This is a genomic window from Desulfoplanes sp. PS50, from assembly GCF_053851535.1.
In genome coordinates this window covers 12,356-38,821 of the sequence record NZ_JBSPZA010000027.1, presented here as the reverse complement: position 1 = coordinate 38,821, position 26,466 = coordinate 12,356, and the positions used below count along the sequence as shown (strand labels likewise).

Annotated in this window: 26 protein-coding genes; 21 read left to right on the top strand and 5 right to left on the bottom strand. The window is 54.3% G+C overall.

Features of this window, described 5'->3' with window-relative positions; genetic code table 11:
* The first annotated feature begins 124 nt into the window (after positions 1 to 124).
* The 20 genes from ACTVJH_RS12100 (at position 125) to ACTVJH_RS12005 (ending at position 19,100) form a co-directional block, all read left to right on the top strand.
* A complete protein-coding gene (locus ACTVJH_RS12100; protein WP_455991060.1) occupies positions 125 to 700 on the top strand; it encodes a hypothetical protein in 576 nt (191 codons plus the stop codon).
* A 261-nt stretch (positions 701 to 961) separates the two neighbouring features.
* The gene (locus tag ACTVJH_RS12095; protein ID WP_455991057.1) at positions 962 to 1,663 is read left to right on the top strand and encodes a YggS family pyridoxal phosphate-dependent enzyme; all 702 of its coding nucleotides are present in this window, start codon (positions 962 to 964) and stop codon (positions 1,661 to 1,663) included.
* A gap of 133 nt (positions 1,664 to 1,796) precedes the next feature.
* On the top strand, positions 1,797 to 2,846 hold the full coding sequence (locus ACTVJH_RS12090; protein ID WP_455991054.1) for a hemolysin family protein: 1,050 nt from the start codon (positions 1,797 to 1,799) through the stop codon (positions 2,844 to 2,846).
* Between the two features lie 176 nt (positions 2,847 to 3,022).
* The gene (locus ACTVJH_RS12085; RefSeq protein ID WP_455991051.1) at positions 3,023 to 3,436 is read left to right on the top strand and encodes a cytochrome c maturation protein CcmE; all 414 of its coding nucleotides are present in this window, start codon (positions 3,023 to 3,025) and stop codon (positions 3,434 to 3,436) included.
* A gap of 109 nt (positions 3,437 to 3,545) precedes the next feature.
* The gene (locus ACTVJH_RS12080) at positions 3,546 to 5,453 is read left to right on the top strand and encodes a heme lyase CcmF/NrfE family subunit (RefSeq protein WP_455991048.1); all 1,908 of its coding nucleotides are present in this window, start codon (positions 3,546 to 3,548) and stop codon (positions 5,451 to 5,453) included.
* 152 nt (positions 5,454 to 5,605) lie between these two features.
* Positions 5,606 to 6,268 (top strand): ABC transporter ATP-binding protein, encoded by a 663-nt coding sequence (locus tag ACTVJH_RS12075; RefSeq protein ID WP_455991045.1) that lies wholly within the window; start codon positions 5,606 to 5,608, stop codon positions 6,266 to 6,268.
* Positions 6,258 to 6,932 (top strand): heme exporter protein CcmB, encoded by a 675-nt coding sequence (locus ACTVJH_RS12070; protein ID WP_455991042.1) that lies wholly within the window; start codon positions 6,258 to 6,260, stop codon positions 6,930 to 6,932. Before ACTVJH_RS12075 ends, ACTVJH_RS12070 begins: the two co-directional genes overlap by 11 nt.
* Positions 6,933 to 6,975: 43 nt before the next feature.
* Complete coding sequence (ccsA, locus tag ACTVJH_RS12065; protein WP_455991039.1) at positions 6,976 to 7,656, top strand: cytochrome c biogenesis protein CcsA; 681 nt, start codon at positions 6,976 to 6,978, stop codon at positions 7,654 to 7,656.
* A 69-nt stretch (positions 7,657 to 7,725) separates the two neighbouring features.
* Positions 7,726 to 7,854, top strand: coding sequence for a CcmD family protein (locus ACTVJH_RS12060; protein ID WP_455991036.1), 129 nt, complete (start codon positions 7,726 to 7,728; stop codon positions 7,852 to 7,854).
* On the top strand, positions 7,844 to 8,452 hold the full coding sequence (locus ACTVJH_RS12055) for a tetratricopeptide repeat protein (RefSeq protein WP_455991033.1): 609 nt from the start codon (positions 7,844 to 7,846) through the stop codon (positions 8,450 to 8,452). The genes ACTVJH_RS12060 and ACTVJH_RS12055 overlap by 11 nt, the downstream gene beginning before the upstream one ends.
* 254 nt (positions 8,453 to 8,706) lie before the next feature.
* Positions 8,707 to 9,144, top strand: coding sequence for an HDOD domain-containing protein (locus ACTVJH_RS12050; RefSeq protein WP_455991030.1), 438 nt, complete (start codon positions 8,707 to 8,709; stop codon positions 9,142 to 9,144).
* A 180-nt stretch (positions 9,145 to 9,324) separates the two neighbouring features.
* Positions 9,325 to 9,738 carry a cytochrome c maturation protein CcmE gene (locus ACTVJH_RS12045; protein ID WP_455991027.1) on the top strand — a complete coding sequence of 138 codons (414 nt, stop codon included), beginning with the start codon at positions 9,325 to 9,327 and terminating at the stop codon, positions 9,736 to 9,738.
* Positions 9,739 to 9,843: 105 nt separating this feature from the next.
* Positions 9,844 to 11,751 carry a heme lyase CcmF/NrfE family subunit gene (locus ACTVJH_RS12040; RefSeq protein WP_455991024.1) on the top strand — a complete coding sequence of 636 codons (1,908 nt, stop codon included), beginning with the start codon at positions 9,844 to 9,846 and terminating at the stop codon, positions 11,749 to 11,751.
* Between the two features lie 152 nt (positions 11,752 to 11,903).
* Positions 11,904 to 12,566, top strand: coding sequence for an ABC transporter ATP-binding protein (locus ACTVJH_RS12035; protein ID WP_455991021.1), 663 nt, complete (start codon positions 11,904 to 11,906; stop codon positions 12,564 to 12,566).
* On the top strand, positions 12,556 to 13,230 hold the full coding sequence (locus tag ACTVJH_RS12030; RefSeq protein WP_455991018.1) for a heme exporter protein CcmB: 675 nt from the start codon (positions 12,556 to 12,558) through the stop codon (positions 13,228 to 13,230). Before ACTVJH_RS12035 ends, ACTVJH_RS12030 begins: the two co-directional genes overlap by 11 nt.
* A 43-nt stretch (positions 13,231 to 13,273) precedes the next feature.
* A complete protein-coding gene (gene ccsA, locus ACTVJH_RS12025) occupies positions 13,274 to 13,954 on the top strand; it encodes a cytochrome c biogenesis protein CcsA (protein ID WP_455991015.1) in 681 nt (226 codons plus the stop codon).
* Between the two features lie 68 nt (positions 13,955 to 14,022).
* The gene (locus ACTVJH_RS12020) at positions 14,023 to 14,151 is read left to right on the top strand and encodes a CcmD family protein (protein WP_455991012.1); all 129 of its coding nucleotides are present in this window, start codon (positions 14,023 to 14,025) and stop codon (positions 14,149 to 14,151) included.
* Positions 14,141 to 14,749, top strand: coding sequence for a tetratricopeptide repeat protein (locus ACTVJH_RS12015; protein ID WP_455991009.1), 609 nt, complete (start codon positions 14,141 to 14,143; stop codon positions 14,747 to 14,749). Before ACTVJH_RS12020 ends, ACTVJH_RS12015 begins: the two co-directional genes overlap by 11 nt.
* 122 nt (positions 14,750 to 14,871) lie before the next feature.
* The gene (locus ACTVJH_RS12010) at positions 14,872 to 17,670 is read left to right on the top strand and encodes an HDOD domain-containing protein (protein WP_455991006.1); all 2,799 of its coding nucleotides are present in this window, start codon (positions 14,872 to 14,874) and stop codon (positions 17,668 to 17,670) included.
* Positions 17,671 to 17,681: 11 nt separating this feature from the next.
* Positions 17,682 to 19,100 (top strand): AAA family ATPase, encoded by a 1,419-nt coding sequence (locus tag ACTVJH_RS12005; protein ID WP_455991003.1) that lies wholly within the window; start codon positions 17,682 to 17,684, stop codon positions 19,098 to 19,100.
* 60 nt (positions 19,101 to 19,160) lie between these two features.
* Here the strand turns inward: ACTVJH_RS12005 and ACTVJH_RS12000 are convergent, their stop codons facing one another.
* The 4 genes from ACTVJH_RS12000 to ACTVJH_RS11985 all read right to left on the bottom strand — a co-directional run bounded on the left by ACTVJH_RS12000 (position 19,161) and on the right by ACTVJH_RS11985 (position 24,120).
* Positions 19,161 to 20,699, bottom strand: coding sequence for a sigma-54 interaction domain-containing protein (locus tag ACTVJH_RS12000; RefSeq protein WP_455991000.1), 1,539 nt, complete (start codon positions 20,697 to 20,699; stop codon positions 19,161 to 19,163).
* Between the two features lie 90 nt (positions 20,700 to 20,789).
* Positions 20,790 to 21,386: an indolepyruvate oxidoreductase subunit beta gene (locus ACTVJH_RS11995; RefSeq protein WP_455990997.1), complete on the bottom strand. Its 597-nt coding sequence runs from the start codon at positions 21,384 to 21,386 to the stop codon at positions 20,790 to 20,792.
* A complete protein-coding gene (gene iorA, locus ACTVJH_RS11990; protein WP_455990994.1) occupies positions 21,386 to 23,239 on the bottom strand; it encodes an indolepyruvate ferredoxin oxidoreductase subunit alpha in 1,854 nt (617 codons plus the stop codon). Before iorA ends, ACTVJH_RS11995 begins: the two co-directional genes overlap by 1 nt.
* Positions 23,240 to 23,451: 212 nt before the next feature.
* A complete protein-coding gene (locus ACTVJH_RS11985; RefSeq protein WP_455990991.1) occupies positions 23,452 to 24,120 on the bottom strand; it encodes a tetratricopeptide repeat protein in 669 nt (222 codons plus the stop codon).
* Positions 24,121 to 24,519: 399 nt separating this feature from the next.
* Here ACTVJH_RS11985 and ACTVJH_RS11980 point away from each other — a divergent pair, with 399 nt between their 5' ends.
* A complete protein-coding gene (locus ACTVJH_RS11980) occupies positions 24,520 to 25,782 on the top strand; it encodes a glutamate-5-semialdehyde dehydrogenase (RefSeq protein WP_455990988.1) in 1,263 nt (420 codons plus the stop codon).
* 92 nt (positions 25,783 to 25,874) lie between these two features.
* Here ACTVJH_RS11980 and ACTVJH_RS11975 read toward each other — a convergent pair whose 3' ends face one another.
* Entirely contained in the window at positions 25,875 to 26,465 is a 591-nt protein-coding gene (locus ACTVJH_RS11975) for a MarC family protein (protein WP_455991093.1), read from the bottom strand.
* Position 26,466: the final 1 nt, after the last annotated feature.

The following is a 26,466-nucleotide window of genomic DNA, read 5'->3' as shown; positions in this document are numbered from 1 at the left end:
ATTGGACCGGTATGAGGAAATGGGGTAATCAGCAGCGATCCTTACCCGGACTGCTGATCATCTTTGTGACCGGTCAGGAACCGGACGCAATCATTTCTCTCCCCATACTCAAGGACTGCACTCCATGAATATCGCTCGCTACTATTTTCTTATCTGCAGATCCGCACTGCGTATGGCTGCCCATGTTTTCAAACCGAAAAAACGGACATTTGTACGCAAGGAAAATGTTACCAACAGTGTCCTGTACGATGACGTTGCCGCCTGGCAGAAGAAGCAGATCGAATCCATGTCCTTTGAAGACAGTGTGCCCCGCAAATCCCCGGGTGTGATTGACATCAGGAAGATGCGCACTATCCACAAAAAGACAATACTCGATGTCAAACATCGTGAAGAAGGGATGTGGAAGGTCTCCACGGACACCTTGCAAAAGGGCAGGGGAATCAGTCTGGACCAATCCATCGTTCTCATGCACAGGCTCAGGGACGCCGGATTTCCCGACGATGCCCTGGGCGTGGTTTCAGTACAGCTCGAACAGCAGCGTCATTCCTTTGCGATCATCCAGTACGCTGAGGATGATTTCTGGATGCTGGACAATGGGTATTTCTCCGTACTTCCTGTGAGGGCCAGCCGATTTCTGGGTAAGCGTGAGGATGTCATTTATTTGATTGGTTTTAATTTTTTTGATGTTTGGAATTATTGATGAAAGTGATCAAATTTGAGAAATTTTAGAAATTTGAGAGATTTGAGAAATTTAAGAAATTTAAGAGATTTAAGAGATTTGAGAAATTTGAGAAATTTGAGAAATTTGAGAAATTTGAGAAATTGAAGACACATATTGTAACTGTTTATAATTTTTGAAATATCTTAAATTTCTTCAATTCAGAATTGTAGTTTTGTAAGATGCACCTCAATAGTTGCTAAATTTCTTGCATTTTTGAATGTAAAAAACAGGCAGTGAACAATGAGCATTACGAGTAATTTTCAACGGATCAGAGAAGAAGTTCCGGATCATGTCAGGATTGTTCTGGCGGCAAAGACCAGGACCCGGGAAGAGGTGGAAGAGGCGATCAGGGCCGGGGCAACGGATATTGGCGAAAACTATGTCCAGGAAGGTGAAACCATGCATGCCTGTCTGGGCGAGCTGGCCAACCGGGTTACCTGGCATATGATCGGAGATCTGCAGACCAACAAAATCAACAAGGCCCTGCCTGTTTTCGACATGATCCAGACGGTCGATTCCCTGAAAAAGGCTCAGGCCGTGAATCTGCGTGCCGAGCGGATGGGTAAGGTCATGCCTGTCCTTTTAGAGATAAATATCGGCAGCGAACGGACCAAGTCCGGCATGCCGCCGGAGCTTCCCCGGGTTGAAGAAGTGGTCCGTGAGGCGGCCTGCCTGTCCCACATTAGCATCCGGGGCCTGATGACCATGGGGCCGCGGTTCGGTGACCCCGAGGCCTCCCGGCCGTATTTCAGGGCCAGCCGGCAGATCTTCGAGACCATTGGTGAGCAGGATATTCTCAACGTATCCATGGAGGAACTGTCCATGGGAATGTCCAACGCCTATAAGGTAGCCATCGACGAGGGTGCGACCATGATCCGGCTTGGAACCTGTATTTTTGGTCAGCGGGAAGGATGCACGTTGGGGAGCGATACCTGCGTATAACTGTTCGGCATTTCGTGGTGTATCGCTCGACATGTTGTGCTGTGCCTTCTCGGAGGTTTTGCAGAAAACAGACTGCATCTATCCTGCATCCTCAATCCTTTATCCTGTCATTTTCATCGGAGACCCTTCTATCATGCTAGAATTGGCCATTGTCGTGGGGTTGGCCACTGTGATTTCCGCTTTCTGTTCTGTTGCCGAAGCGGTATTATACTCGGTGCCCTGGAGTTTTATCGAACAACTGCGCAAGGCGGGAAAGGCCTCGGGGGAACTGCTCGCCGAACTCCGGAGACAGATCAATGCTCCCATTTCAGCCATCCTGACCCTGAATACTGTGGCCCATACAGCTGGAGCCGCGGTTGCCGGGGCCATTGCCGCCCGGACTTACGGAGAGGAACGCCTTGTCTTTTTTTCTATTATTTTTACGGTGATTATTCTTGTTTTTTCCGAGATCCTCCCCAAAACCATTGGTGTGGTCTACGCCAAAAATCTGGCAGGCCCCCTGGCAAAGCCTCTGGTTATTCTGGTTTTGCTTTTTAAACCCGCAATCTGGATGACCAACTGGCTGGTCCGCTTCGTAGAGAAGAAATCGTCTGGACCAACTTCTTCCGAAGAAGATCTCCTGGCCGCCATCAGTTTGACCCGCAGGGATGGAATCATCAAACCCTATGAAGAGCGGTCCATGCACAACATTCTCACCCTGGACAAGAAGTGTGTCCGGAATGTCATGACACCGCGAACGGTCATATTTTCTCTTCCCAGTCATATGACCCTTGCCGAGGCCCACAGCCTCAAGACTTCCTGGCCCAACAGCAGAATCCCTGTTTATGAAGACGATGATCCCGAAGATATCGTGGGATTGGTCTATCGTCGGGACGTCATGGTTGCCCTTGCCGAGGGGCAGAACGATCTGCCCATCAACAAGCTGATGAAGCAGATTCATTTCGTGGTCGAGAGCATGACGTTGGACCGGCTGCTGGTGAAATTCCTCGAATCCAGGGTCCATCTCTTTGTCGTTCTGGATGAATACGGGGGGCTGGCCGGAGTGGTCACTCTCGAGGATGTACTTGAAGAAATCCTGGGTAATGAAATCGTGGACGAAACCGATCAGGTCGTTGACATGCGGGAATTTGCAAGGCAACAGCGCGCAGAGCTGATCCGGGAAAATGAGCGGGCCGGGAAGTAATGTCCGTCCTTGGTTGAATTGATATACCTGCCCCGTATCGGAGGGCTGGATAGCTCCAGGAATTTACCCCTCCACCCGGGATGCCGCGATACAGTCAATGACGGACATGGAAAGGATAAGATATTGTCTTCCCGGTTCGTTATCCCCCGTCTCCACCCTTATATGAGTGTGAAACCATGACCAGACAAGCCAACCAGAAGTGGATATATGTGACAGCCTTTGTCTGTCTCGCCGTGGGCATCGGATATCTTCTTTTTTCGGGACTTTCCAAGAATTCTGTTTATTTTTTGAATGTTTCCGAAGCATTGGCCATGGAAAGCTCCGAACTTTCCCAGGCCAGACTGTTCGGCAACGTGGCCGAACAGGGGATCGAACGTTCCAATGATTCCATGGCCATTTCCTTTGTCCTGGTGGACAAAGAGGATACCACCAAAACCTTGCCGGTCAGGTACCGTGGTGTTATCCCCGATACCTTCAAACCGGGTGTCGAAGTCATTGTGGAAGGAGGCATGCAACACTCTTCCCATATTTTTATGGCCAAGACATTGATGACCAAGTGTCCTTCAAAGTACGAGAAAAAATCTTCGTAATTATTTCCATGCCTGCCTGTTCTTTGTCTTTATAGTATTTTCGTAAATAATTTCTGTGGCTTTTTCTTCTGCTGTGATCTTCCATCCCAAATAAAAGAGCGCCTACACAATGCATTCCATCGCCTTTGCCTCATTGTTTCTGTCCCTCCTTGTTACCCTGTCACTTTCCTTCAAAGGCTGTCTTGATCTTTCCAAGAACAGGAATGCGGTTCTTGTATGGATGGAACGGGGGCAATTAGCCTGCACGGGCTTTTTGTTCCTGAGTTCCTGGATCCTCACCCTTGCCTTGGTCAATCGGGATTTTTCCTTTCTGTATGTTCAAGAATATACAGATACTTTTTTGCCCACATTCTATGCAGTGACCGCCTTTTGGGCCGGGCAGGACGGATCGTTTCTCTTCTGGGCATTGATGCTCGCGCTTCTGGGGGCGATCATGATTTTTACCCCCGGCTACCGGCTCATGGATCAGAAAACGAGGATGTGGTTCTGGCTGTTCTTTTTTCTGGTACAGGGTTTTTTCCTGCTTCTGCTGACAAGCGTAAGCAACCCCTTTGTCCAATTGATCAATCCTCCGGATCAGGGCAACGGCATGACCCCCCTGCTCCAGAATCCGGGTATGATCTTTCATCCGCCCCTTCTTTTTATCGGGTACGCGGGATTCACGATTCCCTGCTGCCTGGCCTTTGCCCATTGTGTGACCGGCAATCCCCTTGCCTGGCTTGAACGGTGCCGGAACTGGCTGCTCATGGCCTGGATTTTTTTGACAGCGGGGATCGTTCTCGGTGCATGGTGGTCCTACATGGAACTCGGATGGGGCGGCTACTGGGCCTGGGATCCGGTGGAAAATGCCTCCCTCATCCCCTGGTTTGCGGCCACGGCGCTGCTTCATACAGCCCTTATCGGCCGAACCCGCAAAGGTCTTTTAAAGACAAATATTTTTCTGGCCAGTCTGACGCTGCTTTTGTGTTTTTACGGCACCTTTATCGTCCGTAGCGGTTTTATCGAGTCGCTGCATGCCTTTGGATCGGGCGGGGTGGGGATACCCCTCATCGTTTTCATGACGTTGGGATTGATGGTCACCCTGGCTGTCATCTATGGATGCCGCCATTATCCCAGCCGGGAACTCGACGGCATGTTCAGCAAACCCGGGATCCTTCTTCTCGTGGTCTGGCTCCTTCTGGCCCTGGGAGGGATTGTTTTTCTCGGGGTCAATTGGCCCGTTATCAGCGGGTTGTGGAGCGAGAATACCGTGGGTTTTGGTCCTGAATTTTATAACAGGGTCTGTCTGCCGCCCATGTCCCTTATCGTTTTGCTCCTGGGATTCTGTCCCTGGCTGGCATGGAAGTCCGGGGCCAAGAGCCGTCTGGGACTCTTGTTCACCCTGGGTGCGCTCATTCTCGCAGGAGGCGGCCTGTACCTCTGCGGTCTGATCAAACCTCTGGCCCTTTTTGCAGGCAGTTCCGCCGTGGCTGTCCTCGTTTCCATCCCGGCTTTGTTCCTGGTCAACCGTCCTTTGACCAAACAATTGTGGGCCTGGGGAGCGTACGGGGTCCATGTGGGGGTTGCCCTTATTGCCCTGGGGATCGCCTTTTCCGGTCCCTATCAGATCAATCAGGAGAGTATTCTGCAACAAGGCGGGGTACTCAGTGTCGGGGAATATGAAATTCTGTACAAGGATTTCGAGATCAAACCCAGTCCGGGTATGACCGCATACGAAGCCAGACTCATGGTTGCAAAAAATGGCCGGCCTCTGGGAACTCTCACACCGCAAAAGCGGATGTATGCCAATTTCGAACAGCCTTTTGCCGAAGTATCCATCATTCCCTCCCTGGGGGATGAGATATATGCGACGCTGCTCGGTTTCGACGAAGACAAGAATATCAGCGTGAAAATCACCATCAATCCTCTGGTCAATTGGCTGTGGATCGGAGGGACACTTATGTGTGTGATGGCTCTTTTCTGCCTGAGACGACAGCGGCAGTCCTCTCACTCTTCCCGCGTATCCTCCGAGAGCTAGAACAATATATGCGTCTGGGAAACAACCATGCCTTTCAAAAGAATTTGTAAGGGCCACGAACAACCTGTCTGTTTTTCCGGATTGACAATGATACGTGTAAACAATGGATTCGGCATTTCACACAATGTGATTTTCAAGAGCTGGGAGGATCGATGAATCGGGCATTGCTCGAAGTCATTGATGTATACCATTTTTATGGCTCACGCCTGGTCTTCAAAGGGATCTCTTTTTCCCTGGAACCGGGAATGGCCGTGCTCGTGGCCGGTGAGAACGGTGCCGGCAAGTCGACTTTGCTCAAGTGTGCGGCCGGGTTGATCCGTCCCGCAGGGGGAGGGATTTCCCGTCATGTAGGAGATCATGAGATTGCCTACATGGGGCACGCAACCTTTGTGTACACCGGCATGACCGCTGTGCAGAATCTCGGTTTCTGGAACAGGATGTACAGCCTCGGCAGGTCCGAATCCGACCTTGTGGATCTTCTCGAACGGGTAGGTCTCAAACCCGTTGCCTTTGAACGGACCAGGGGATTTTCAAGGGGCATGGCCCAGCGATTGGCCCTGGCCCGGATCCTTCTGCTGAATCCGAGGATCATTCTCCTGGATGAGCCTTCCACCGGGCTGGATCAGCCCTCCTGTGATCTTTTGTTTCGTGAGATCGACCGGGCACGACACAACGGGGCTGGAATTATGTGGGTCAGTCATGACATCTCCCGGGATCTTGGAAGGACCGACCATCTTCTTCGCCTGGCAGGGAAGAAAATGGATTTCTGGGGGCCCACCCGGGAATTCACGGAGTATGCCGATAATGGTGTCTAAAGGACTGATCGTGGCCGCCAAGGATCTGCGGCAGGTGCTTTCCGGCGGAAACGGACTGTTTCAGGCCGTCCTTCTGGGACTTCTTCTGGTGTTCATCTTCAGTCTGTCCAGCGGTCCGGGTGAAAGGATCTCCGCGCAATCGGCAGCAGCCATCTTCTGGATATCTTCCTGTTTTTCCTTGGTTCTCATCTTTACCATGCTCTATCGGCTGGAAGAGGAGAACGAGACGCGCCTGGCCCTGATCATGACTCCCATGCCCATCCAGACCGTCTGGCTGGGCAAACTTCTGGGAGGGCTCGTTCTGCTGGTCATGGCCCAATGCTGCTTCATTCCGGCCATCATCGTCTTCCTGGCCCAGGAAACCCTCTCTTCGTTCGCTGGATTGGCAGCACTGATCGTCGGAGTCGATGCCGGACTGGTCATTCTCGGCTCTCTGCTCGGGGCCGTTTCCCAGGGGCAGGATACCCGTGATTCACTGTTAAGCATCATTCTTTTTCCGCTGCTTCTCCCGTTGCTTCTGGGCGGGGTCAAAGTGGGAGGAGTGCTTCTTGCGGGCGTTTCTCTCGACGGTGTCACGGACTGGTTCGGGATTATCGGCGCCTTTGATGTCATCTTTGCCGGAGCGGCCATCCTTCTCTTTCCGTATGTCTATGGACAGGAATGAGCCTTCAAGCCGGCTGAACCCCTTACTCTCGCACACAGCGCATATGAACCAAATTTTTTCGTCAGCATTATTTCGGGCGATTCTTCCCCTGGCCACGGCAGTGGCCATGCTCATTTCCCAGTATTTCATCTGGATCTATGCCCCTGAAGAGATGACCATGGGCCAGGTTCAGAAGATATTCTACACCCATCTTCCCCTAGCCTGGTGGGCATTGGTCTGTTTCGGGGGGGTCTTTGTCGGCTCGATCATGGTTCTTGTGCGCCGTCACCCTGCCTGGGATGCCTTTGCCGGAGCCTGTGCCGAGGTCGGGGTCCTTTTTTGCGGTCTGGCATTGGTCACCGGTTCCCTGTGGGCCCGGTCGGCTTGGAATACCTGGTGGACCTGGGATCCCAGATTGAGTACGGCACTGGTCATGTGGTTCGTGTATGCGGGCTATCTCATTTTGCGCGGAAGCGGTCTGGGTGGAGCCGCCTCGAGCAGACTGTGTGCGGTGCTGGGGATCATCGCTTTTTTGGACGTGCCGCTGGTCTTTTTTTCCGCCCGCATGTGGCGCAGTATTCATCCGGCTGTATTTGCAAGCAAATCCGGTGGATTGGAGCCTGAAATGCTCGTCACGGTTTTTGTTTCTCTGGTTGCCTGGGGACTGTTGACCCTGGCCCTGGTTCTGGCCCGGTGGCGGACCATGCGGTATCACGCTTTCATGGACGAGATCACCCTGCGCTAATCTCGTGAAGATCCGTGAGAGGATATGTCCGTTCACTGTCAATCTGGTTTGTATTTTTTTGGAGTATCCATGAACTATCTTTTTATTGCCAATGTGTTCGTCTGGGCCGGAATCGGCGCATATCTCTGTTTCATCCATGCGGCCCAGAAACGTTTGGCCAAGCGCATCGACCATCTGGAGATCATCAATGAACGATAATGCCACCCTTTCATCCCGCGGTTTTGAGAAACCTCTGCTCGGTATTGTGGTGTTTTGCCTGGTAGTTCTTGCCGGGACCATGGTTTTTTACCGGGTCACCAATCCCTTTCTGGATGTCCGGGAGGTCAGGATGAACCCATCCGCCGATCAGGGGCCCATGGCCGATATCACCCAGCTCATGCAACAGCTCGAGAACAATCCCAACGACGTGGATGCCTTGCGCAGTCTGGGCAATGCGTTCATGCACATGAAGGCCTGGGACAGAGCGCTCATGTTTTGGAATCGGGTTCTTGCCATCGAGCCGCAGGATACCATGGCCTTGAACCAAAAGGGTGTCTCGCTGTTTCAAAAACAGGATTACCCCGCTTCCGCAGCCACGTTCGCCACCTTGCTTGAAATCGATGCCGACAATGTCTATGCCCTGTTCAATCTGGGCATTCTCCATCGTCATTTTTTGGATAACCCCGCCAAGGGAGAAGGTTATCTGCAGGCCATCCTGAAGCTGGAGTCGGTCCCTGAAGATGTTCTGCAGGCCGTGCGCCAGGAACTGGCTGCACAACCCGCTCCGAGTGAGGGCTCGCAGGATCAGGTTCCGTAATTTTTCGACCTTTTGGAGCCTTGCCGCAGATTACAATTTCCTTGTCATACAACAGTAAAAAAGGCATGATTTCAGAATATTCAGTGGAATACATGCCTTTTTGTTGAGCAGGGTTGGTATTTATGCGTGATTTTTTTCAGAAGAAAAAAGTGCTCGTCCAGCGGCAGGCGGATCGCACGATGCCGCTGGCCTCCCTCTCGTCGAGAAATCGATCCGAAGCATATCCCCCATCATCAGCAGCTATTCGCCCTTCTATGACCATACAAATCGACAACATACTCCATCACGTGGAGCAGATGCCCTCCCTGCCTGCCGTGGCAACCAGGATTCTGCAGATCGTGCTGGAAGATGAATTTTCTCTTTCGGAATTGGCCGCCCTTGTGGAATCCGATCCCGCCCTGACCCTCAAGGTCCTCAAAACGGTGAATAGTGCCGAGCGGGGAGGGCATCCGGTCACTTCAGTCTCCCATGCCTTTCCTTTGCTGGGGATGCGTCCCCTGCGCATTCTGCTGCTCTCGGTTATCGTCAGGGAGGGCCTCGTAGGAAGCGAGACCGAGGAAGATGATCTCTACAAGGAGCTGTGGATACACAGTCTTGCCTGCGCCATATTTGCCGGGCTTCTTGCCGACCGGACCTATCCGCTCAGGTCGTTGACATGCGGGAGTTTGCAAGGCAACAGCGCGCGGAGCTGATCCGGGAAAAATGAGTCTCCCGAAAGGCATTGTCCACCCCTGGTGGAACCACCGTAGTTGTTCAGCACCGATTGCCTGGATGGCGCCGGAACGTCGACCCGCATCCAGGATACCATACATGACGGATAGGGAATGGATACCACGGTTCCCTGAACACCATCCCTTGATGAGGGTGAAATCATGACCAAACAAGCCAACCAGAAATGGATATATGTGACAGCCTTTGCCTGTCTCGCCGTGGGCCTTGGATATCTTCTCTTTTCGGGACTGTCCAAGAACTCTGTCTATTTTTTGAATGTATCCGAAGCATTGGCCATGGAAAGCTCCAAGCTGTCTCAGGCCAGACTGTTCGGTAATGTGGCGGAACAGGGGCTCGAGCGTTCCACGGATTCCATGGCCATATCCTTTATCCTTGTGGACAAGGAGGATACCTCCAAAACCCTGCCGGTCAGGTATCGTGGCGTGATCCCCGATACCTTCAAGCCTGGTGTCGAGGTCATTGTGGAGGGGGGGATGCAGCCGTCTTCCCATACCTTTATGGCCAAGACCCTGATGACCAAGTGTCCTTCAAAGTACGAGAAGAAATCGTCGTGATCATCATGCCTGCCTCTTTGTTGTCTGTATGCCATTTTTCCGGATAATTCCTGTGGCTTTTTTCCCGTTGTGATCTTCCATTCCAAATAAAAGAGCGCTTATTCCATGCATTCCATCGCCTTTGCCTCGTTGTTTCTGTCCCTCCTTGTCACCCTGTCACTTTCCTTCAAAGGTTGTTTCGATCTCTCCAGGAACAGAAATGCGGTTCTGGTATGGATGGAACGGGGACAATTGGCCTGTACGGGTTTTTTGCTGCTGAGTTCCTGGATTCTTACCCTTGCCCTGGTCAATCGGGATTTTTCCTTTTTGTATGTTCAGGAATATACAGATACCTTTTTGCCCACATTCTATGCGGTGACCGCCTTTTGGGCCGGGCAGGACGGATCGTTTCTCTTCTGGGCATTGATGCTCGCCCTTTTGGGGGCCATCATGATTTTCACCCCCGGGTACCGGCTCATGGATCAGAAAACGAAGATCTGGTTCTGGCTGTTCTTTTTCCTGGTCCAGGGATTTTTTCTGCTTTTGTTGACCAGCGTAAGTAACCCCTTTGTCCAATTGATCAATCCTCCGGATCAGGGCAACGGCATGAACCCCCTGCTTCAGAATCCGGGCATGATCTTTCATCCGCCCCTTCTTTTTATCGGGTATGCCGGGTTCACGATTCCCTGCTGTCTGGCCTTTGCCCATTGTGTGACCGGGAGTCCCTTTCTCTGGCTTGAACGGTGTCGGAACTGGCTGATCATGGCCTGGATTTTTTTGACAGCCGGGATCGTTTTGGGGGCCTGGTGGTCGTACATGGAACTGGGATGGGGCGGATACTGGGCCTGGGATCCGGTGGAAAATGCCTCCCTGATCCCCTGGTTCGCCGCCACGGCCCTGCTGCATACGGCCCTGATCGGCCGGACCCGCAAGGGGCTTTTAAAAACAAATATTTTTCTGGCCAGCCTGACCCTGCTTTTGTGCTTTTACGGCACCTTTATCGTCCGGAGCGGTTTTATCGAGTCCCTGCATGCCTTTGGATCGGGAGGGGTGGGGATGCCCCTTATCGTCTTCATGATGCTGGGACTCATGGTTACCCTGGCTGTCCTTTACGGGTGCCGGCAGTGTGAGAGCCGGCAACTCGACGGCATGTTCAGCAAACCCGGGATCCTGCTTCTTGTGGTCTGGCTTCTTCTGGCCCTGGGGGGAATCGTTTTTCTCGGCGTCAATTGGCCCGTTATCAGCGGGTTGTGGAGCGAGAATACCGTGGGGTTTGGTCCTGATTTCTACAACAGGGTCTGTCTCCCGCCCATGTCCCTTATTGTCTTGCTCCTGGGATTCTGTCCCTGGCTGGCATGGAAGTCCGGGGCCAAGAGCCGCCTGGGACTTTGGTTCACCCTGGGTGCCCTCGTTCTCGGGGGGGGCGGGCTGTATCTTGCCGGTCTGATCAAACCCCTGTCCCTTTTTGCAGGCAGTTCCGCTGTGGCTGTTCTTGTTTCCATCCCGGCCCTGTTCCTGGTCAACCGTTCTTTGACCAGACAGTTGTGGGCCTGGGGAGCGTACGGGGTTCATGTAGGGGTTGCCCTTATTGCCCTGGGAATCGCCTTTTCCGGCCCCTATCAGATCAACCAGGAACGTATCGTGCAAAAAGGCGGTGTACTCACGGTTGGGGAATATGAAATCCTGTATACGGATTTCGAGATCAAACCCAGTCCGGGTATGACCGCATACGAAGCCAGACTCATGGTTGCCAAAAATGGCCGGCCTCTGGGAACCCTGACTCCGCAAAAGCGGATGTATGCCAATTTCGAGCAGCCGTTTGCCGAAGTGTCCATCATTCCCTCCCTGGGGGATGAAATCTATGCGACCCTGCTCGGTTTCGACGAGGACAAGAACATCAGCGTGAAGATCACCATCAATCCTCTGGTCAACTGGCTGTGGATCGGAGGAACACTTATGTGTGTGATGGCCTTTTTCTGCCTGAGACGCCAACGCAAGTCCGGTCGATCTTCCCGGGTAGCCTCTGAAGGCTAGGACACTTTATGCCTCTGGTGATGAATCATGTTTTTCCAAGGAATGTGTAAGCGCCATGGCCAGCCTGTCTGTTTGTCCGGTTCAGCAGCACTACGTGAAAACAATGGGTTGGGCATTTCATGCGATCCGGTTTCCAAGAACCTGGAGGCTCGATGAGTGGGACCTTGCTTACGGTAAGGGATCTGTACCATTTTTATGGTTCCCGGCTGGTCTTCAAGGAGGTTTCGTTTTCTCTGGATCCGGGAATGGCCGTGCTCGTGGCCGGCGAGAACGGTGCCGGCAAATCGACGTTGCTCAAGTGTGTGGCCGGATTGATCCGTCCGGCAGGGGGAGATGTTGTCCGACGTGTGGGAGATCACGAGATCGCCTATATGGGGCACGCGACCTTTGTGTACACCGGCATGACCGCTGTGCAGAATCTCGGGTTCTGGAATCGGATGTATACCCTTGGCCGGTCCGAGAGGGACCTGGTGGATCTTCTCGAACGGGTCGGTCTCAAACCCTTTGCCTTTGAACGGACCCGGGGGTTTTCAAGGGGCATGGCCCAGCGATTGGCCTTGGCACGGATTCTTCTGCTCGCCCCCAAAATCATTCTTCTGGACGAGCCGTCAACGGGGCTGGATACCGCGTCCTGCGAGCTTTTGTTCCACGAAATCGATGCGGCCCGGCAAAACGGTGCCGGTATCATGTGGGTCAGCCATGACATCACCCGGGATCTCGGAAGGACCGATCATCTTCTTCGCCTGGCCGGGAAGAAAATGGATTTCTGGGGGCCGACCCGGGAATACACGGAGTATGCTGACGATGGTGTCTAAAGGACTGATCGTAGCCGCCAAGGATCTGCGGCAGGTACTTTCCGGTGGAAACGGATTGTTTCAGGCGGTCCTTTTGGGGCTTTTGCTGGTGTTCATCTTCAGTCTGTCCGGCAACCCCGGAGAGCGGATCAGCGCTCAATCGGCAGCGGCCATCTTCTGGATATCCTCCTGTTTTTCGGTGGTTCTCATCTTTACCATGCTCTATCGACTCGAAGAGGAGAACGAGACGCGTCTGGCCCTGATCATGACGCCCATGCCCATCCAGACGGTCTGGCTGGGCAAACTTCTGGGGGGCCTGGCCCTGCTGGTCATGGCCCAATGCTGTTTTATTCCGGCCATCATCGTCTTTCTGTCCCAGGAAACCCTGTCCTCGGTTGCCGGACTGGCAGCCCTGATCATTGGTGTGGATGCCGGACTGGTCATTCTCGGCTCCCTGCTCGGGGCGGTTTCTCAGGGGCAGGACACCCGTGACTCGTTACTGAGCATCATTCTTTTTCCCTTGCTGCTTCCGCTCCTTCTCGGCGGGGTCAAGGTGGGCGGGGTGCTGCTCACGAACGCTTCTCTCGACGGTGTCACGGACTGGTTCGGAATTATCGGTGCCTTTGATGTCATCTTTGCCGGAGCGGCCATGCTTCTTTTTCCGTATGTCTATGGGCAGGAATGAGTCTTCGAGCCGGTTGAACCCCTTACTCGTGAATGCAGCGCATATGAATCAAACCTTTTCTTCAACAACCTTCCGGGTGATTCTTCCCCTGGCCACCATCGTGGCCATGCTCGTTTCTCAGTATTTCATCTGGATCTATGCCCCTGAAGAGATGACCATGGGCCAGGTTCAGAAGATCTTTTACACGCATCTTCCCCTTGCCTGGTGGGCTTTGGTCTGTTTTGGAGGGGTCTTTGTGGGCTCGATCATGGTCCTTGTGCGCCGTCATCCCGCCTGGGATGCCTTTGCCGGGGCCTGTGCCGAGATCGGGGTTCTTTTTTGTGGTCTGGCCCTTGTCACCGGCTCCCTGTGGGCCAGGTCCGCCTGGAATACCTGGTGGACCTGGGATCCGAGATTGAGTACCGCCCTGGTCATGTGGTTCGTCTATGCCGGCTATCTTATTTTGCGCGGCAGCGGCCTGGGGGGATCCAGCTCGAGCAGACTGTGTGCGGTGCTGGGGATCATCGCCTTTCTGGACGTTCCGCTGGTCTTTTTTTCCGCCCGTATGTGGCGCAGTATCCATCCGGCCGTATTTGCCAGCAAATCCGGTGGGCTGGAACCCGAAATGTTCGTCACTGTTCTGGTTTCCCTGACCGCCTGGGGGCTGCTGACCCTGAGTCTGGTCCTGGCCCGGTGGCGGACCATGCGGTACCACGCTCTCATGGATGAGATCACCCTGCGCTAATCGCGTGAAGATCCGTGAGAGGATCTGTCCGTTCACTGCCAATCTGGTTTGTATTTTTTGGAGTATCCATGAACTATCTTTTTATTGCCAATGTGTTCGTCTGGGCCGGAATCGGCGCATATCTCTGTTTCATCCATGCGACCCAGAAACGTTTGGCCAAGCGCATCGACCATCTGGAGATCATCAATGAACGATAATGCCACCCTTTCATCCCGCGGTTTTGAGAAATCTCTGCTCGGCATTGTAGGTATTTGCCTGGTTGTTCTTGCCGGGACCATGATTTTTCACCGGGTCACCCATCCCTTTCTGGATGTCCGGGAGGTCCGGATGAACCCATCCGCCGACCAGGGGCCCATGGCCGATATCACCCAGCTCATGGAACAGCTCGAGAGCAATCCCAACGACCTGGATGCCCTGCGCGGTCTGGGCAATGCGTTCATGCACATGAAGGCCTGGGACAGGGCACTCATGTTTTGGAATCGCGTTCTTGCCATCGAGCCGCATGATACCATGGCCTTGAATCAAAAGGGTGTTTCGCTGTTTCAAAAACAGGACTACCCGGCCTCTGCAGCCACCTTTGCCACCTTGATTGAAATCGATGCCGACAATGTCTACGCCCTGTTCAATCTGGGCATTCTCCATCGTCACTTTTTGGATGACCCCGCACAAGGGGAAAGATATCTGCAGGCCATCCTCAAATTGGACTCGGTTCCTGAAGATGTTCTGCAGGCCGTGCGCCAGGAACTGGCTGCACAACCCCCTTCAAACGAGGGGGGAGAGGATCAGGTTCCGTAATTTTCCGACCTGTTGGAGCGTTGCCGCTGATTACAATGTCCTTGTCATACAACAGTAAAAAAGGCATGATTCCAGAATATGTATTGGAATACATGCCTTTTGGTTGAGCAGGGGTGGTATTTATGCGTGATTTTTTTCAGAAGAAAAAAGTGCTCGTCCAACGGCAGGCGGATCGCACCATGTCGCTGGCCTCCCTTTCCTCGAGAAATCGATCCGTATCATCTTCCCCTTCACCCGCATCTCTTCGCCCTTCCATGACCATACAAATCGACAATATACTCCACCACGTGGAGCAGATGCCTTCTTTGCCTGCAGTGGCGACCAGGATTCTGCAGATCGTGCTGGAAGATGAATTTTCTCTTTCGGAATTGGCCGCCCTTGTGGAATCCGATCCCGCCCTGACCCTCAAGGTCCTCAAAACGGTGAATAGTGCCGAGCGGGGAGGGCATCCGGTCACCTCCGTGTCCCATGCCTTTCCTTTGCTGGGGATGCGTCCCCTGCGCATTCTGCTGCTCTCGGTTATCGTCAGGGACGGTCTCGTAGGAAGCGAGACCGAGGAGGATGATCTCTACAAGGAGTTGTGGATACACAGTCTTGCCTGCGCCATATTTGCCGGACTTCTCGCTGACCGAACCTATCCGCAGCTGCGCAACGAGGCCTTTGCCGCGGGTATGCTTCATGATATGGGAAAGATCTTTCTCCTGGTATACTTCCCTGACAAATTCATGGAATGTCACGAGCGGATCACTGTGCACCACGAACCGAGTTCCAGGGCGGAAGAACAGGTCTTCAAGGTCAATCATGCCGCAATCGGCAGGGAGCTGGCCAGAAAATGGCATCTTCCTTCGCTGATCGAAAATACCATCTGGCAGCATCATATCGAGCCCGGGGTGGTCAGCGGGGAAAACGGACTCACGGAGATGCTTCTGTTGGTCAAGGCAGCCAACCATCTGGCCCATGAGGCCTTGGTGGACAGACCCAATCCATCCATGACCCGAGAGGCGGACACCGAGGAACTCCTCTCTTCCCTGGGCATCGCCGGGGACGATCTCGAGGTGATCAGAAAGACATTTTCTAAGGAATTCGAAGAGCACGTTTCCCTGTTCGACCTGGATACCAACGGTTCATCCCCTTTTTACCATGCGCTGCAGCGTGCCAACGAGCGATTATCCCATATCGCCCTCGAGCTTGATCGGAAGAATGTCTCCCTGAGCGTTTCCAATCGCTTTTCCGCTGCAATCATCAAGGCAGGTATCGCCTTTAACAAGATCGATGCTGTTGCTGATTTTTTTCCGCTCATTCCACGTTATCTCCATGCCGACATGGGCGTAGCACGCGGGGTTGTCTATTGGATCAATGAATCCCGGACCTTTCTCGAGGGGATCGTTTGGAAGTGTGAAGGTTTTGAACGACTCTTTTCCTGCCCCTTGGACAGGGATATGGAACCGATCCTGGAGCCGGGGTCGCCTCCTGTCAGTGCGGGGTTATGCAGACTCATCAAAACCGTCTGGGAACGTGAAAATCAGCATGGAACGCTCAACCAGGAGTCCGGACCCCGGGGGTTTGCCCTCAGCCAGGGTTTTACCATCTTTTCCTTGAAGGGAAAGGGGTTTTTCGGTGAATTGTGTCTGGGACGAAGCCATCCGGACCGTGCCATGACCACCCAGGAATTCATGGGATTTTCCCAATTCGTTTCGCTGATCGTGAGCACATTGGAACGTTTGCGGGTCTACAGAGAACTGCGCAGACGCGCCGACGAACTGTCTGCCGCCCTGTGGAAAAACCGTCAATTCAATCTGCAGCTCATGCAGTCGGAACGTCTCGCCGCCGTGGGACAGCTGGCAGCCGGGGCAGCTCACGAAATTAACAATCCCCTGGCCATTATCTCCGCACGGACCCAGATGATCGAGGCCAGGGAGGATGATGAGAAGAAAAAACGTGAGCTCAGACAGATTCATGATCAGATAGAGCGGATCAGCTCCATCTTGACCAATCTCATGGGCTTTGCCCGCCCGGCCTCACCGAGTAAAAACAAGGTGGATATCAACGCTCTTTTGGACAAGGTTCTCGATCTTGTTGCACCCCCCATGCGCAAGCAGAACATCCGTATCGAAAGGGATTTTGCCGAGGATATTGCCCTGCTTCATGCCGATGGGGCACAACTGGAGCAGGTCTTTCTCAATTTTTTCATCAATGCCCAGCATGCTATGGAGAAGGATGGCGGGGTGCTTCGGATATCCACATCATCCGGTCCATCTTCAAAATGGGTGAAAATCGTGGTCCAGGATACGGGTGAGGGTATTGACAAAGAATGTCTGGCCAAGGTTTTTGATCCCTTTTTTACCACCAAGGAACAGGGCAAGGGAACGGGTCTGGGGCTCTCCACGGCCTATGGGATTGTGACCAATCATTATGGAAACATCGATATCCAGAGTGATCCCGGCCAGGGAACCAGGGTTTCCGTCTCTTTGCCCATCTTCACTCCCCGGGAAGAACAGGCAAAGCACCAGAACGCCACGCATCAGGGGTTGAGTAATGTGACCAAGAATGCTTCGCAGCACACCCGGATTCTTGTGGTGGATGACGAGGAGCATATTCGAGACATTCTGACCGAAACCTTGAGCTCATACGGGTGTCGGGTCGATGTTGCTGAAAACGGAAAAGTGGGTTTGGAAACTCTGGCCCTGCATAGCTATGATCTCATGCTCATGGACATCCGGATGCCTTCCTATTCGGGACTGGATCTTTTGGCCAGAATCAAGAATCAGATCAGCGAGATGCCCGTGTTCGTGATCACCGGCCTGGCTTCGTCCGAGGAAATGGACAAGGCCCTCGAGCTCGGGGCCACCAAGTGTATCCGCAAACCCTTTCACATCAAATCACTTATCCAGGATATCCAGTCTGTCGTGACTCTGTCCTGAGCAAAACACCCATGTCAGCACATACAAGGATCATCGCCTTTGCCAGCGGCAAGGGAGGGGCCGGTAAGACGACCATGGCCGTCAATATCGGGCTCGCTCTGGCGTCCATGGGGCAGAGGGTCTGTCTTCTCGATGCGGATCTCGGCCTGTCCAATGTGGATCTGGTTCTGGGGCTGGAGCCTCCCGAGCATACCCTGGAAGAGGTCCTTTTTCTCGATACTCCTTTGGAGGATGTCATTGTTCGGGCCTGTCCCAACCTGGACATCATCCCAGGGAGTTCAGGCATTTCCAGAATGGCTGAACTGCCCCAGGAAAAGCGGGCCGCCCTTGTCGGAGAGTTCAAAAAGCTGACCAGGTATGATTTTCTGCTGATCGACAATTCTCCCGGACTCTCCCAACAGGTTGTTTCCCTGTGTCTGAGTGCCAGAGAGTTGATCGTGGTCATCAATCCCGAGGTCACCTCCTTGGTGGATGCCTATGCCCTGATCAAGGTGTTGCGGGAGAACGGTTTGTGGTCCCGCCCACAGATCATCGTCAACAGGGCTGAAAACATGGGGGATGCCAAGAAAATCTTTGCCACCCTGTCCAGCACGGTGCAGCGATATCTGAAGTTGAAACCCCGGCTTGTGGGGGTCGTTCCCCTGGATCCCAAGGCTCGGACATCGTTTTGCAAGACTCCCTTTTTCACTTCCCATCCGAACTGTCCTGCTGCCCGCTGTATCCGTCTTGTGGCCAAGCGGATGTGCGATCAGGAACCCAAGGATTGGAAAAAAGGACGTCCCGAGGAATTCTGGGAGTCGACCCTGACCCGGATCAAACAGCGACCCCGGTTTGATCTGGAGGTTTCCTCCCACCATGTGGACGCGGATCTTCCTGCCTATGCAAAGATCGCCCCCGAGGAACTCGGATCGATTCTAAAACAGCGGTCTTTGGAGATGGAACAATTGGCAGCCCAGCTGACCCGCCTTCCCGGTTGCAGTCACCTGTCGGATAAGGCCCGAACCATCGCCGCTCTTGTCGGGGAATTGTCCGTTCATATCGGCGAGATGGTAGTGCCGTTTGGCCAGGGTGAGACACGACCGCAGCTGCTCGTGGTCAGCAATCAGGTGGAGATGCGTCAGATTCTAACGGACATGCTCGACATGCTGGGATATGAGGCGGGATCACTGTCTCCCTCTGATGGGGAGTTTATCGATATGGTGGACAGTCCGTGTCTGGGAATCGTCAATGCGGATCGACCTGAAGGGCGGATACAAGAATGTCTTGCGGGCCTGCCCGATCTTCCTCTGGTCATGTTGGGGGGATATGGAAGCACTTCCCTTGTGCGATCATTTGCCGATCGTATCGTGGCGGTCATTCCTCCACCGGTTTCCCTGGACGGACTCCGGTCGACCCTGGAAAATCTGGTCAATGGCGGCACGCACGACTGATCAAAGAGAAGATATAAAAAAGAGACAACCGTGATCGGGCAGAAACCCGGTCACGGTTTGTTATTTGTGGGGGGTATATTTTTTGGGATTGATGCCGTATTTCTTGATCTTGTAATTGACCACCCGGTAACTCGAACGCAGCTCTCTGGCCGCTTCGAGCATATTGCCCTGGGTTTTTTTCAGGGCCTCCACAAGAAGTTCCTGTTCGAACCGGGCCACGGCCTCGCCAAATGAAAGCTCTGTATCGGTAGCCGAACTTTCAGCGGTCTGCAGGGTCGGGGGGAGGTGGTAGGTCCGGATGGCCTCGTCCATGCACAAGAGGGTGGCCCGCTCGATGCAATTGCGCAATTCACGGACATTTCCAGGCCAATGGTACTGGGTCAGCAGGTCGATGGCCGGAGTGGAGATCCGCTTGACCTGCTTGCCGTATTCCTGGGAAAAAATGGACAGAAAGTGTTCGGCCAAAGGAAGAATATCCTGTCTGCGTTCCCGAAGAGAGGGGATGAAAATGGGGAAGACGTTGATCCGGTAGTAGAGGTCCTCGCGGAATCGATTTTCCTCGATCAGGGTTTCAAGGGGCTGATGTGTGGCGCAGACAATACGCACGTCGATCCTGGTGGATTTTTCACTCCCAAGGCGCTGTATCTCTCCCTCCTGAAGAGCCCTTAGCAGCTTGGCCTGGGCCTCGGCGCTGAGTTCTCCGATCTCGTCGAGAAACAATGTTCCGTGATGGGCCAGCTCGAAACGTCCCTTTTTGCTTCCCACCGCACCGGTAAACGCTCCCCGCTCGTAGCCGAACAGTTCGCTCTCGATGAGTTCCGAGGGCAGGGCCGCGCAATTGAGCTTCACAAAAGGTTTGTTCCTGCGTGAGCTCATATTGTGAATGGCCTCGGCCAGGAGTTCCTTGCCGGTTCCTGATTCACCGCGCAAGAGGACCGTGGCCCGACTTTCCGCCACCTGCATGATCTGCCCCATGACCTGGGACATGGCCTTGGAAGAGGCCACGATCCGGTTCTTGGCCAGATTTTCCGCCTGATTGGTTTCCCGAACCATGCTGGAAAGCTGGGTATCGCTTAAAATCATGCATTCCTGGAGGTAGGCGGTCTGCCTGGCAATGACCCGGGCAAGGGCCTGAAGAAAGTCCTTGTGCAGGTCGAGATGGTCGTGTTCGGACAGAGGAAGATCCGCGCTCAAGACGCCGAGAATTTCTCCCTGTTCGCCCGATGTGATCACCGGAACGCTGATAAAGGAGAGGGAGGCCATTTCTTCCTGACTTCGGCCGCCGGCCCGATTCAAAAACAGGGGTTCCTCGGCCATGATCCGGACCACAATGGGCTCTCCGGTACTCAGAACATGGCCGGTGATTCCCTCTCCCGGTGCATAGGTCGAGGAGGAAGGTTTGGTATGCCCATGGGTGATGCTGAAACGGAGGGTGTCTGTCTTGGGGTCGAAAATGGCCAGGGCAATCCTTTTATATCCCGATAAGTCAGCCGTTTTTTTGAGCACCCCCTCCAGGGTCGGCTGCAGGGGTTGGAGAGGATCGAGATCGGCGATGACCAGATTGAGCGTTTCAAGCAGGGATTGGGAGGTGGTGGGCATGGTTTTGGTGGGCTGGTTGTGAACTGAGGGAAACCGCAGATACGGTTTCCCTCAGACTGCTCTCGCGTGACACATGAATGATTGATTCACTTAAGCCTGTTGATCGACCGCCGAGGCACCAAGTTCCACGGCGCGAAGATTGATATCCACGATCTTGGGCTTGAGATGGGCACGTATTCCGGTCTGCAGTTCCTGAAGTCCGATGGGAATCAGATTCAGGGAGCACAGGGCGCCCAACAGGACGATATTGGCGGCCTGTGGCGTGCCGGCCTGTTTGGCCAGGGAGAGGCAGGGCAGAAAGAACGCCTTGTGGGCCTGCTCGTTTGTGGCCTTATGGATGAGCTCCATATCCGGATAGCCTTCCCGGCCCAGGGCCACACCTATGGGCAGAACCGGTTCGCTGTTGCTGACCACCACGCCCCTGGGTGCGAGGAAGCAGAGAGCCCGATAGGTTTCAAGGGGTTCGAAGCCAAGGAGGATATCGGCTTCACCCGGGCTGATCTTGGGACTCTGATAGCCACCGAACAGGATGGTCGAGGCAACCACACCGCCTCGCTGGGCCATGCCGTGGATTTCGCCTGCCGTGACCTCCAGCCCGTTGTCCAGGCCGATCTGGGCCAGCAGATTGGTCGCGGTCAGCGTACCCTGTCCGCCGACACCGGTGAGATAGATACGGGTTTTTTGCATTATGCAAGGCTCCTTTTTCGTGCTTTGATATGGTCACTGAGCTGGACGCAGAGCATGCAGCCGGCACATTGGAAGGGATCGATGCCCACCTTGCCCTCATGGAGGAAAAATGCAGGACAGCCGAGCTCGTTGAGGCAGGTGAGAACGTCATCACTGCTTTCAAATCCTTCCTCGATATAGGCGACCTGACTGGGAGCCGATCGCAGAACCTTGCGCTTGAAGATCGCACAGGGTTCGCGGGAAATGATCACCCTGACCCCGGATAATTCTTTGTACGCTTCAAGCGTCGTGACCAGGGCCTTCTGGTTCAGTGACTTGATCGTGGTGACGTGTTCGACACCGCAGCCTTTGACGATGGCCTCGATATCGATCTTGTGGGCGTTGTCCCCGATTTGGGTCTGATCCACGCCGGGGTTGGGCTGATGCCCTGTCATGGCCGTGGTTCGATTATCCAGAATGACGATCAGGATGTCGTGGTCGTTAAAGACCGCATTGACCAGGCCGGTCATGCCGGAGTGAAAAAACGTGGAATCGCCGATGAATGCGACCACGGGCTGATCCGCAACCCGAGCGGCCCCGCAACCTGTGGAAATGGAGGAACCCATGCACAGCAGAAAGTCGGCCGCCTTGAGAGGAGGAAGGATACCCAGGGTATAGCACCCGATATCCGAGGAATAGAGCGCCTCGTCTCCAAATACCCTGCGCACCGCATAGTAGGTGGACCGATGGGAGCATCCGGCGCAGAGGTTCGGGGGGCGCATGGGCAGATTTTCCGGAACCGCGCAGGGAACATGCTCGGGCATGGGCTGATTCAGGGTTTTCAGGAGAATGTTTCTGACCATCAGGGTGGAGTACTCGCCCTGCAGGGGGAGGTCTGCTCCCTTGCCCACGACTTCAGTCGTCAGGTGGTGTTTCTGGATCAGGGCCCGGACATGCTGTTCCATGATGGGCTCGAGCTCCTCGAGAATGATCACCGTGTCCACGTTCTTGAGGAAATTGAGGATGAGCTTGTCGGGCAGGGGATAGGTCATGCCCAGCTCGAGCATGCGCAGGGATTCGGACAGACCATGCTCTTCGATCACATCGTTGGCATAGGCCCGGCAGATGCCCGAGGCGATCACGCCAAACCGCCCCTTACCGCGTTCCGTGTTCCAGGAACTTGTCTCGGATTCCCCGGCAAACGCGTCGAGCTTTTCCAGGAGCACATTGTGGCGAACCCTGGAGACGGCGGGTACAGGAACAAAGCGCATGGGATTTTTGTCCATGTGTCCTTTGGTCCTGGCCGCTTCCATTGCGCCGAAGGCCACCGGACCACGGAGATGGTTCACCCGGGTGGTGGTCCGGACCATGATCGGCTGTTCGTATTTGGCGGACATGATCAGGGCCTCCCGGGTCATGTCCTTGCATTCCTGGGCCGTGGCCGGTTCGAAACAGGGAATTCCGGCAAGTCGCGCATAGTAGCGGTTGTCCTGTTCGTTCTGGCTGGAGTGACATCCGGGATCGTCGGCACTCAGGATGACCATGCCCCCGGGGGTTCCGATGTAGGCCAGGGTCATCATGGGATCGGCGGCCACATTGACGCCTACGTGCTTCATGGTCACCAGAGAGGGGACACCGGCCAGTGTCGCACCACCGGCCACCTCCATGGCCACCTTTTCGTTGGCCGAGTATTCGAAGACAAATTCTCCTTCAGGAGAAATGCGAAAAAAGGTGTCCGGGACTTCCGAGGAGGGCGTGCCCGGATAGCAGGACACGAACCCCACACCTGCTTCCAGGGCACCTCGAACAATGGCTTCATTCCCGAGAAGAAGCATCCTGGTGTCTGGGGATGTGTTCAAGAGGGGATGACTCATGGTGGCTTCCCTTGGTTGTTGGAGGTTTAAAAAACAATACGAAAAAAATCTCACCGGGGACGATTCGCAAAAGATCCCCGGTGCTGGTTAGGGTCGTCATGGGAGGTTGGCGGGCAGCGAATGGAATTCGGGCACACCAAAATGGCATTGCGGACGTGATTTTGGATTCGCATCCACGTGACATTCAAGAGGAATACTGCGGCTTGGCCGCATTAGATCATCTTGGCCTTGATATCTGAGATCTTCATATCCAAAAAGGCCGTATTTGTGACGGCACCCGTGGATTTGAGCTTTTCATAGGCGGACAGTGCCTTTTGCCAGTCTTTTGCCTGTTCCGCGGCAAAGGCGACCTGTCGGGCTACGGGTGTGGCCAGCTCCTGGGCCTCGCTGGTGTCGATGGAATCGAGGACAGCCAGGGCATCGGTGTACTTTTCGTCCAGGCTCAAGGCTCGTGCCTGACCCAGAAGTGCCAGGATCTTGATTTCCGCCTGGGAGGCGTCAGCCACCCTGGACCAGGCCGAAGCTGCCTCGGAATAGTCCTTGCTGGTCATGGCCGTGGCAGCGACCTCCAACAGGGTTCCAACGGGCATGTTCGACGGATGATCCGCCAGAAACTGATTCAGAGAAGCGATGCGTTGGGCCGGATCTTCCTGGATGAGGATGGTTCCCAATTCGTCGTTGAGCTTCTTGACCTGCATCTCGGCGTAGGTTGTATACCCCGAATAGGCACCCACAACGAGGATAAGCGCTCCGATACCGATTCCAATGGGTTTGAGATTATCGAGAATCTTCTGGAGTATGGGGTGGAGAGCCTGATCCGCCTCCTGTTCGATTTCATCAAGTATATCGCGGTGATGTTCCTGTTTTTGCCCATCTGTCATGGTGGTGATTCCTCCTGTAACATCGTAAACTGATCAAAGATCTTGCCTTGTATTCACTATTTGCAAAAAGGTCAAAATCTTCCTGTCATTCATCCGGGGCGAGCAGGGTCAATCTGCTCCTGTTCAGGTACCTGAAAGAGTATGGCGGGATTGCCTCGTTTGGGTTGACTGTCTGACCAACCCGGGCATGAGGACACATCCTCCCTGCCGGCACGCGGGCAACGGCTTGAGAATATGAGGGGTTTGGGATAGGTGGGACAAGACAATTTTGTCAATGAGATTGAAGGATATGAGAAAGAGTGTCCAATTTGCAATGTGCAGAACAGGCAGGTTTCTGGTAGCGTCGGAGATCGGTGCTGAAACATTGATACGCATGACGAATACGGTGAGGTGATGGGTATGGATAGGATCGATGAACAGATGCGGAAAATGGCAGCTCGGGCCAAACAGGCAGGGCAGGAATTACTCAAGGTATCGAGCCGGGACAAGGAGCGGGCCCTCGTGGCGCTTTCCGGGCTTTTAAGGGGTCAGCGGGAGTCGATTTTTGCCGCCAATGCCAAAGACATCGAGGCGGCGACGGCCAAAGGTATGGATGCGGCCCGAATAGACCGATTGCGGCTGACCGATGCGACCATCGAATCCATGGCCGAGGCCTGTCGTTTCGTGGCCCAGCTTTCGGACCCGGTCGGTGAGATCGAATCCCTGCACAAACGCCCCAACGGGTTGCTGGTCGGTCGGATGCGTATCCCTCTCGGGGTCATCGCCATCATCTATGAATCCCGTCCCAACGTAACCATCGATGCGGCCATCCTGTGTCTGCGGGCCGGTAATGCGGTCATCCTTCGCGGTGGCTCGGAGGCCTTTCATTCCAATCAGGTGCTTGGCGTTCTTTTGTCCCGGGCCATGGAGCAAGTCGGGTTGCCTTCGGAGGCCGTTCAACTTGTCCCGACCACGGACCGGGCTGCTGTGAAGGCCATGCTCGGGCTGGATGAATATATCGATGTGGTCATTCCTCGTGGGGGGGAGGGGCTGATCAGGGCGGTGGTCAAGGATGCGACCATGCCTGTACTCAAGCATTACAAGGGGGTGTGCCATATCTATGTGGACGTTCATGCTGATCCAGACCGGGCTCTGTCCATTGTCCATAATGCCAAGGTTCAGCGCCCGGGTGTCTGTAATGCCCTGGAATGTCTGCTGGTTCATAAGGACATGGCTGATGAATTCCTGCCCCAGGTGGCCGAAAGGCTCGGGCAGGACAATGTGATTTTCAGGGCCTGCCCGCGGTCACTCCCCCTGCTGGGAGACAAGGGAGTTTCTGCGCAGGACGACGATTTTGGCAAGGAGTTCCACAGTCTGGAACTGGCCGTCAGGATCGTGGATTCCCAGACCGAGGCCCAGGAACATATCGCCAGATACGGTTCCAACCATTCCGAGGCCATCATCACCAGGGATCATGATCGGGCCATGCGCTTTCTGCGCGAGGTGGATGCCTCGGCCGTACTCATCAACACCTCGACCCGGTTCAATGATGGGGGCGAACTCGGCCTGGGCGCTGAAATCGGTATCAGCACATCCAAGCTTCATTCCTACGGCCCCATGGGGGTCAAGGAACTCACAAGCACCAAGTTCGTTGTCTTTGGCGAGGGGCAGATTCGCAAGTAGAAGAAAGTGCGCAGTGCACAGGGCGCAGAAAAAACTGACAACTTTTTTATAAGGACTTGAGAGCAGGTTTTGGGGGATGACGGTTCGTTTTTCTATGTGAGGAAGTTGCTGATGCCCGTGAAGACGATCTGTGCGGCCAGGGCGGAGAGAATCAGACCGGTGAGCTTGCTGAGGATAATGATTCCGGTTTTGCCGATAAGCCGTTCGATGTGCGCGGCCATGAGCAGCAGGATGCCCACGGAGACGACGGCAGCGGTCAGGGCCAGTGATCCGATCACGGTTTCCATGAGTTGTCGCTGACCGGCCCCCATGACCAGCAGGGCGCCCACCGTAGCCGGGCCTACCGTGATGGGGATGGCCAGGGGAACCACGCTCATGTCTCCGTCCGAGGCGTTATGCTCCGGCTTTTTGCCGGCCTTGCCATGGACCAGTTCCACGGCCGAAAGAAAAAGCAGTGATCCCGCGCCGATCCGGAAGGCATCCAGGGTGATGCCGAAAATGTCAAAAATGGAGTTGCCCAGAAAAAAGATCACAAAGGTGGTACAGAGAACAGCGCATGTGACCCGAACGGCCATGCGCTGTTTTTCGTGCCGGCCCATCTCTCTGGTCAGGGAAAGAAACATGGTCAGGACAAAAAACGGGGTCAGCAGGAAGAAGAGTTTGATGAACAGGCTGATGAACATC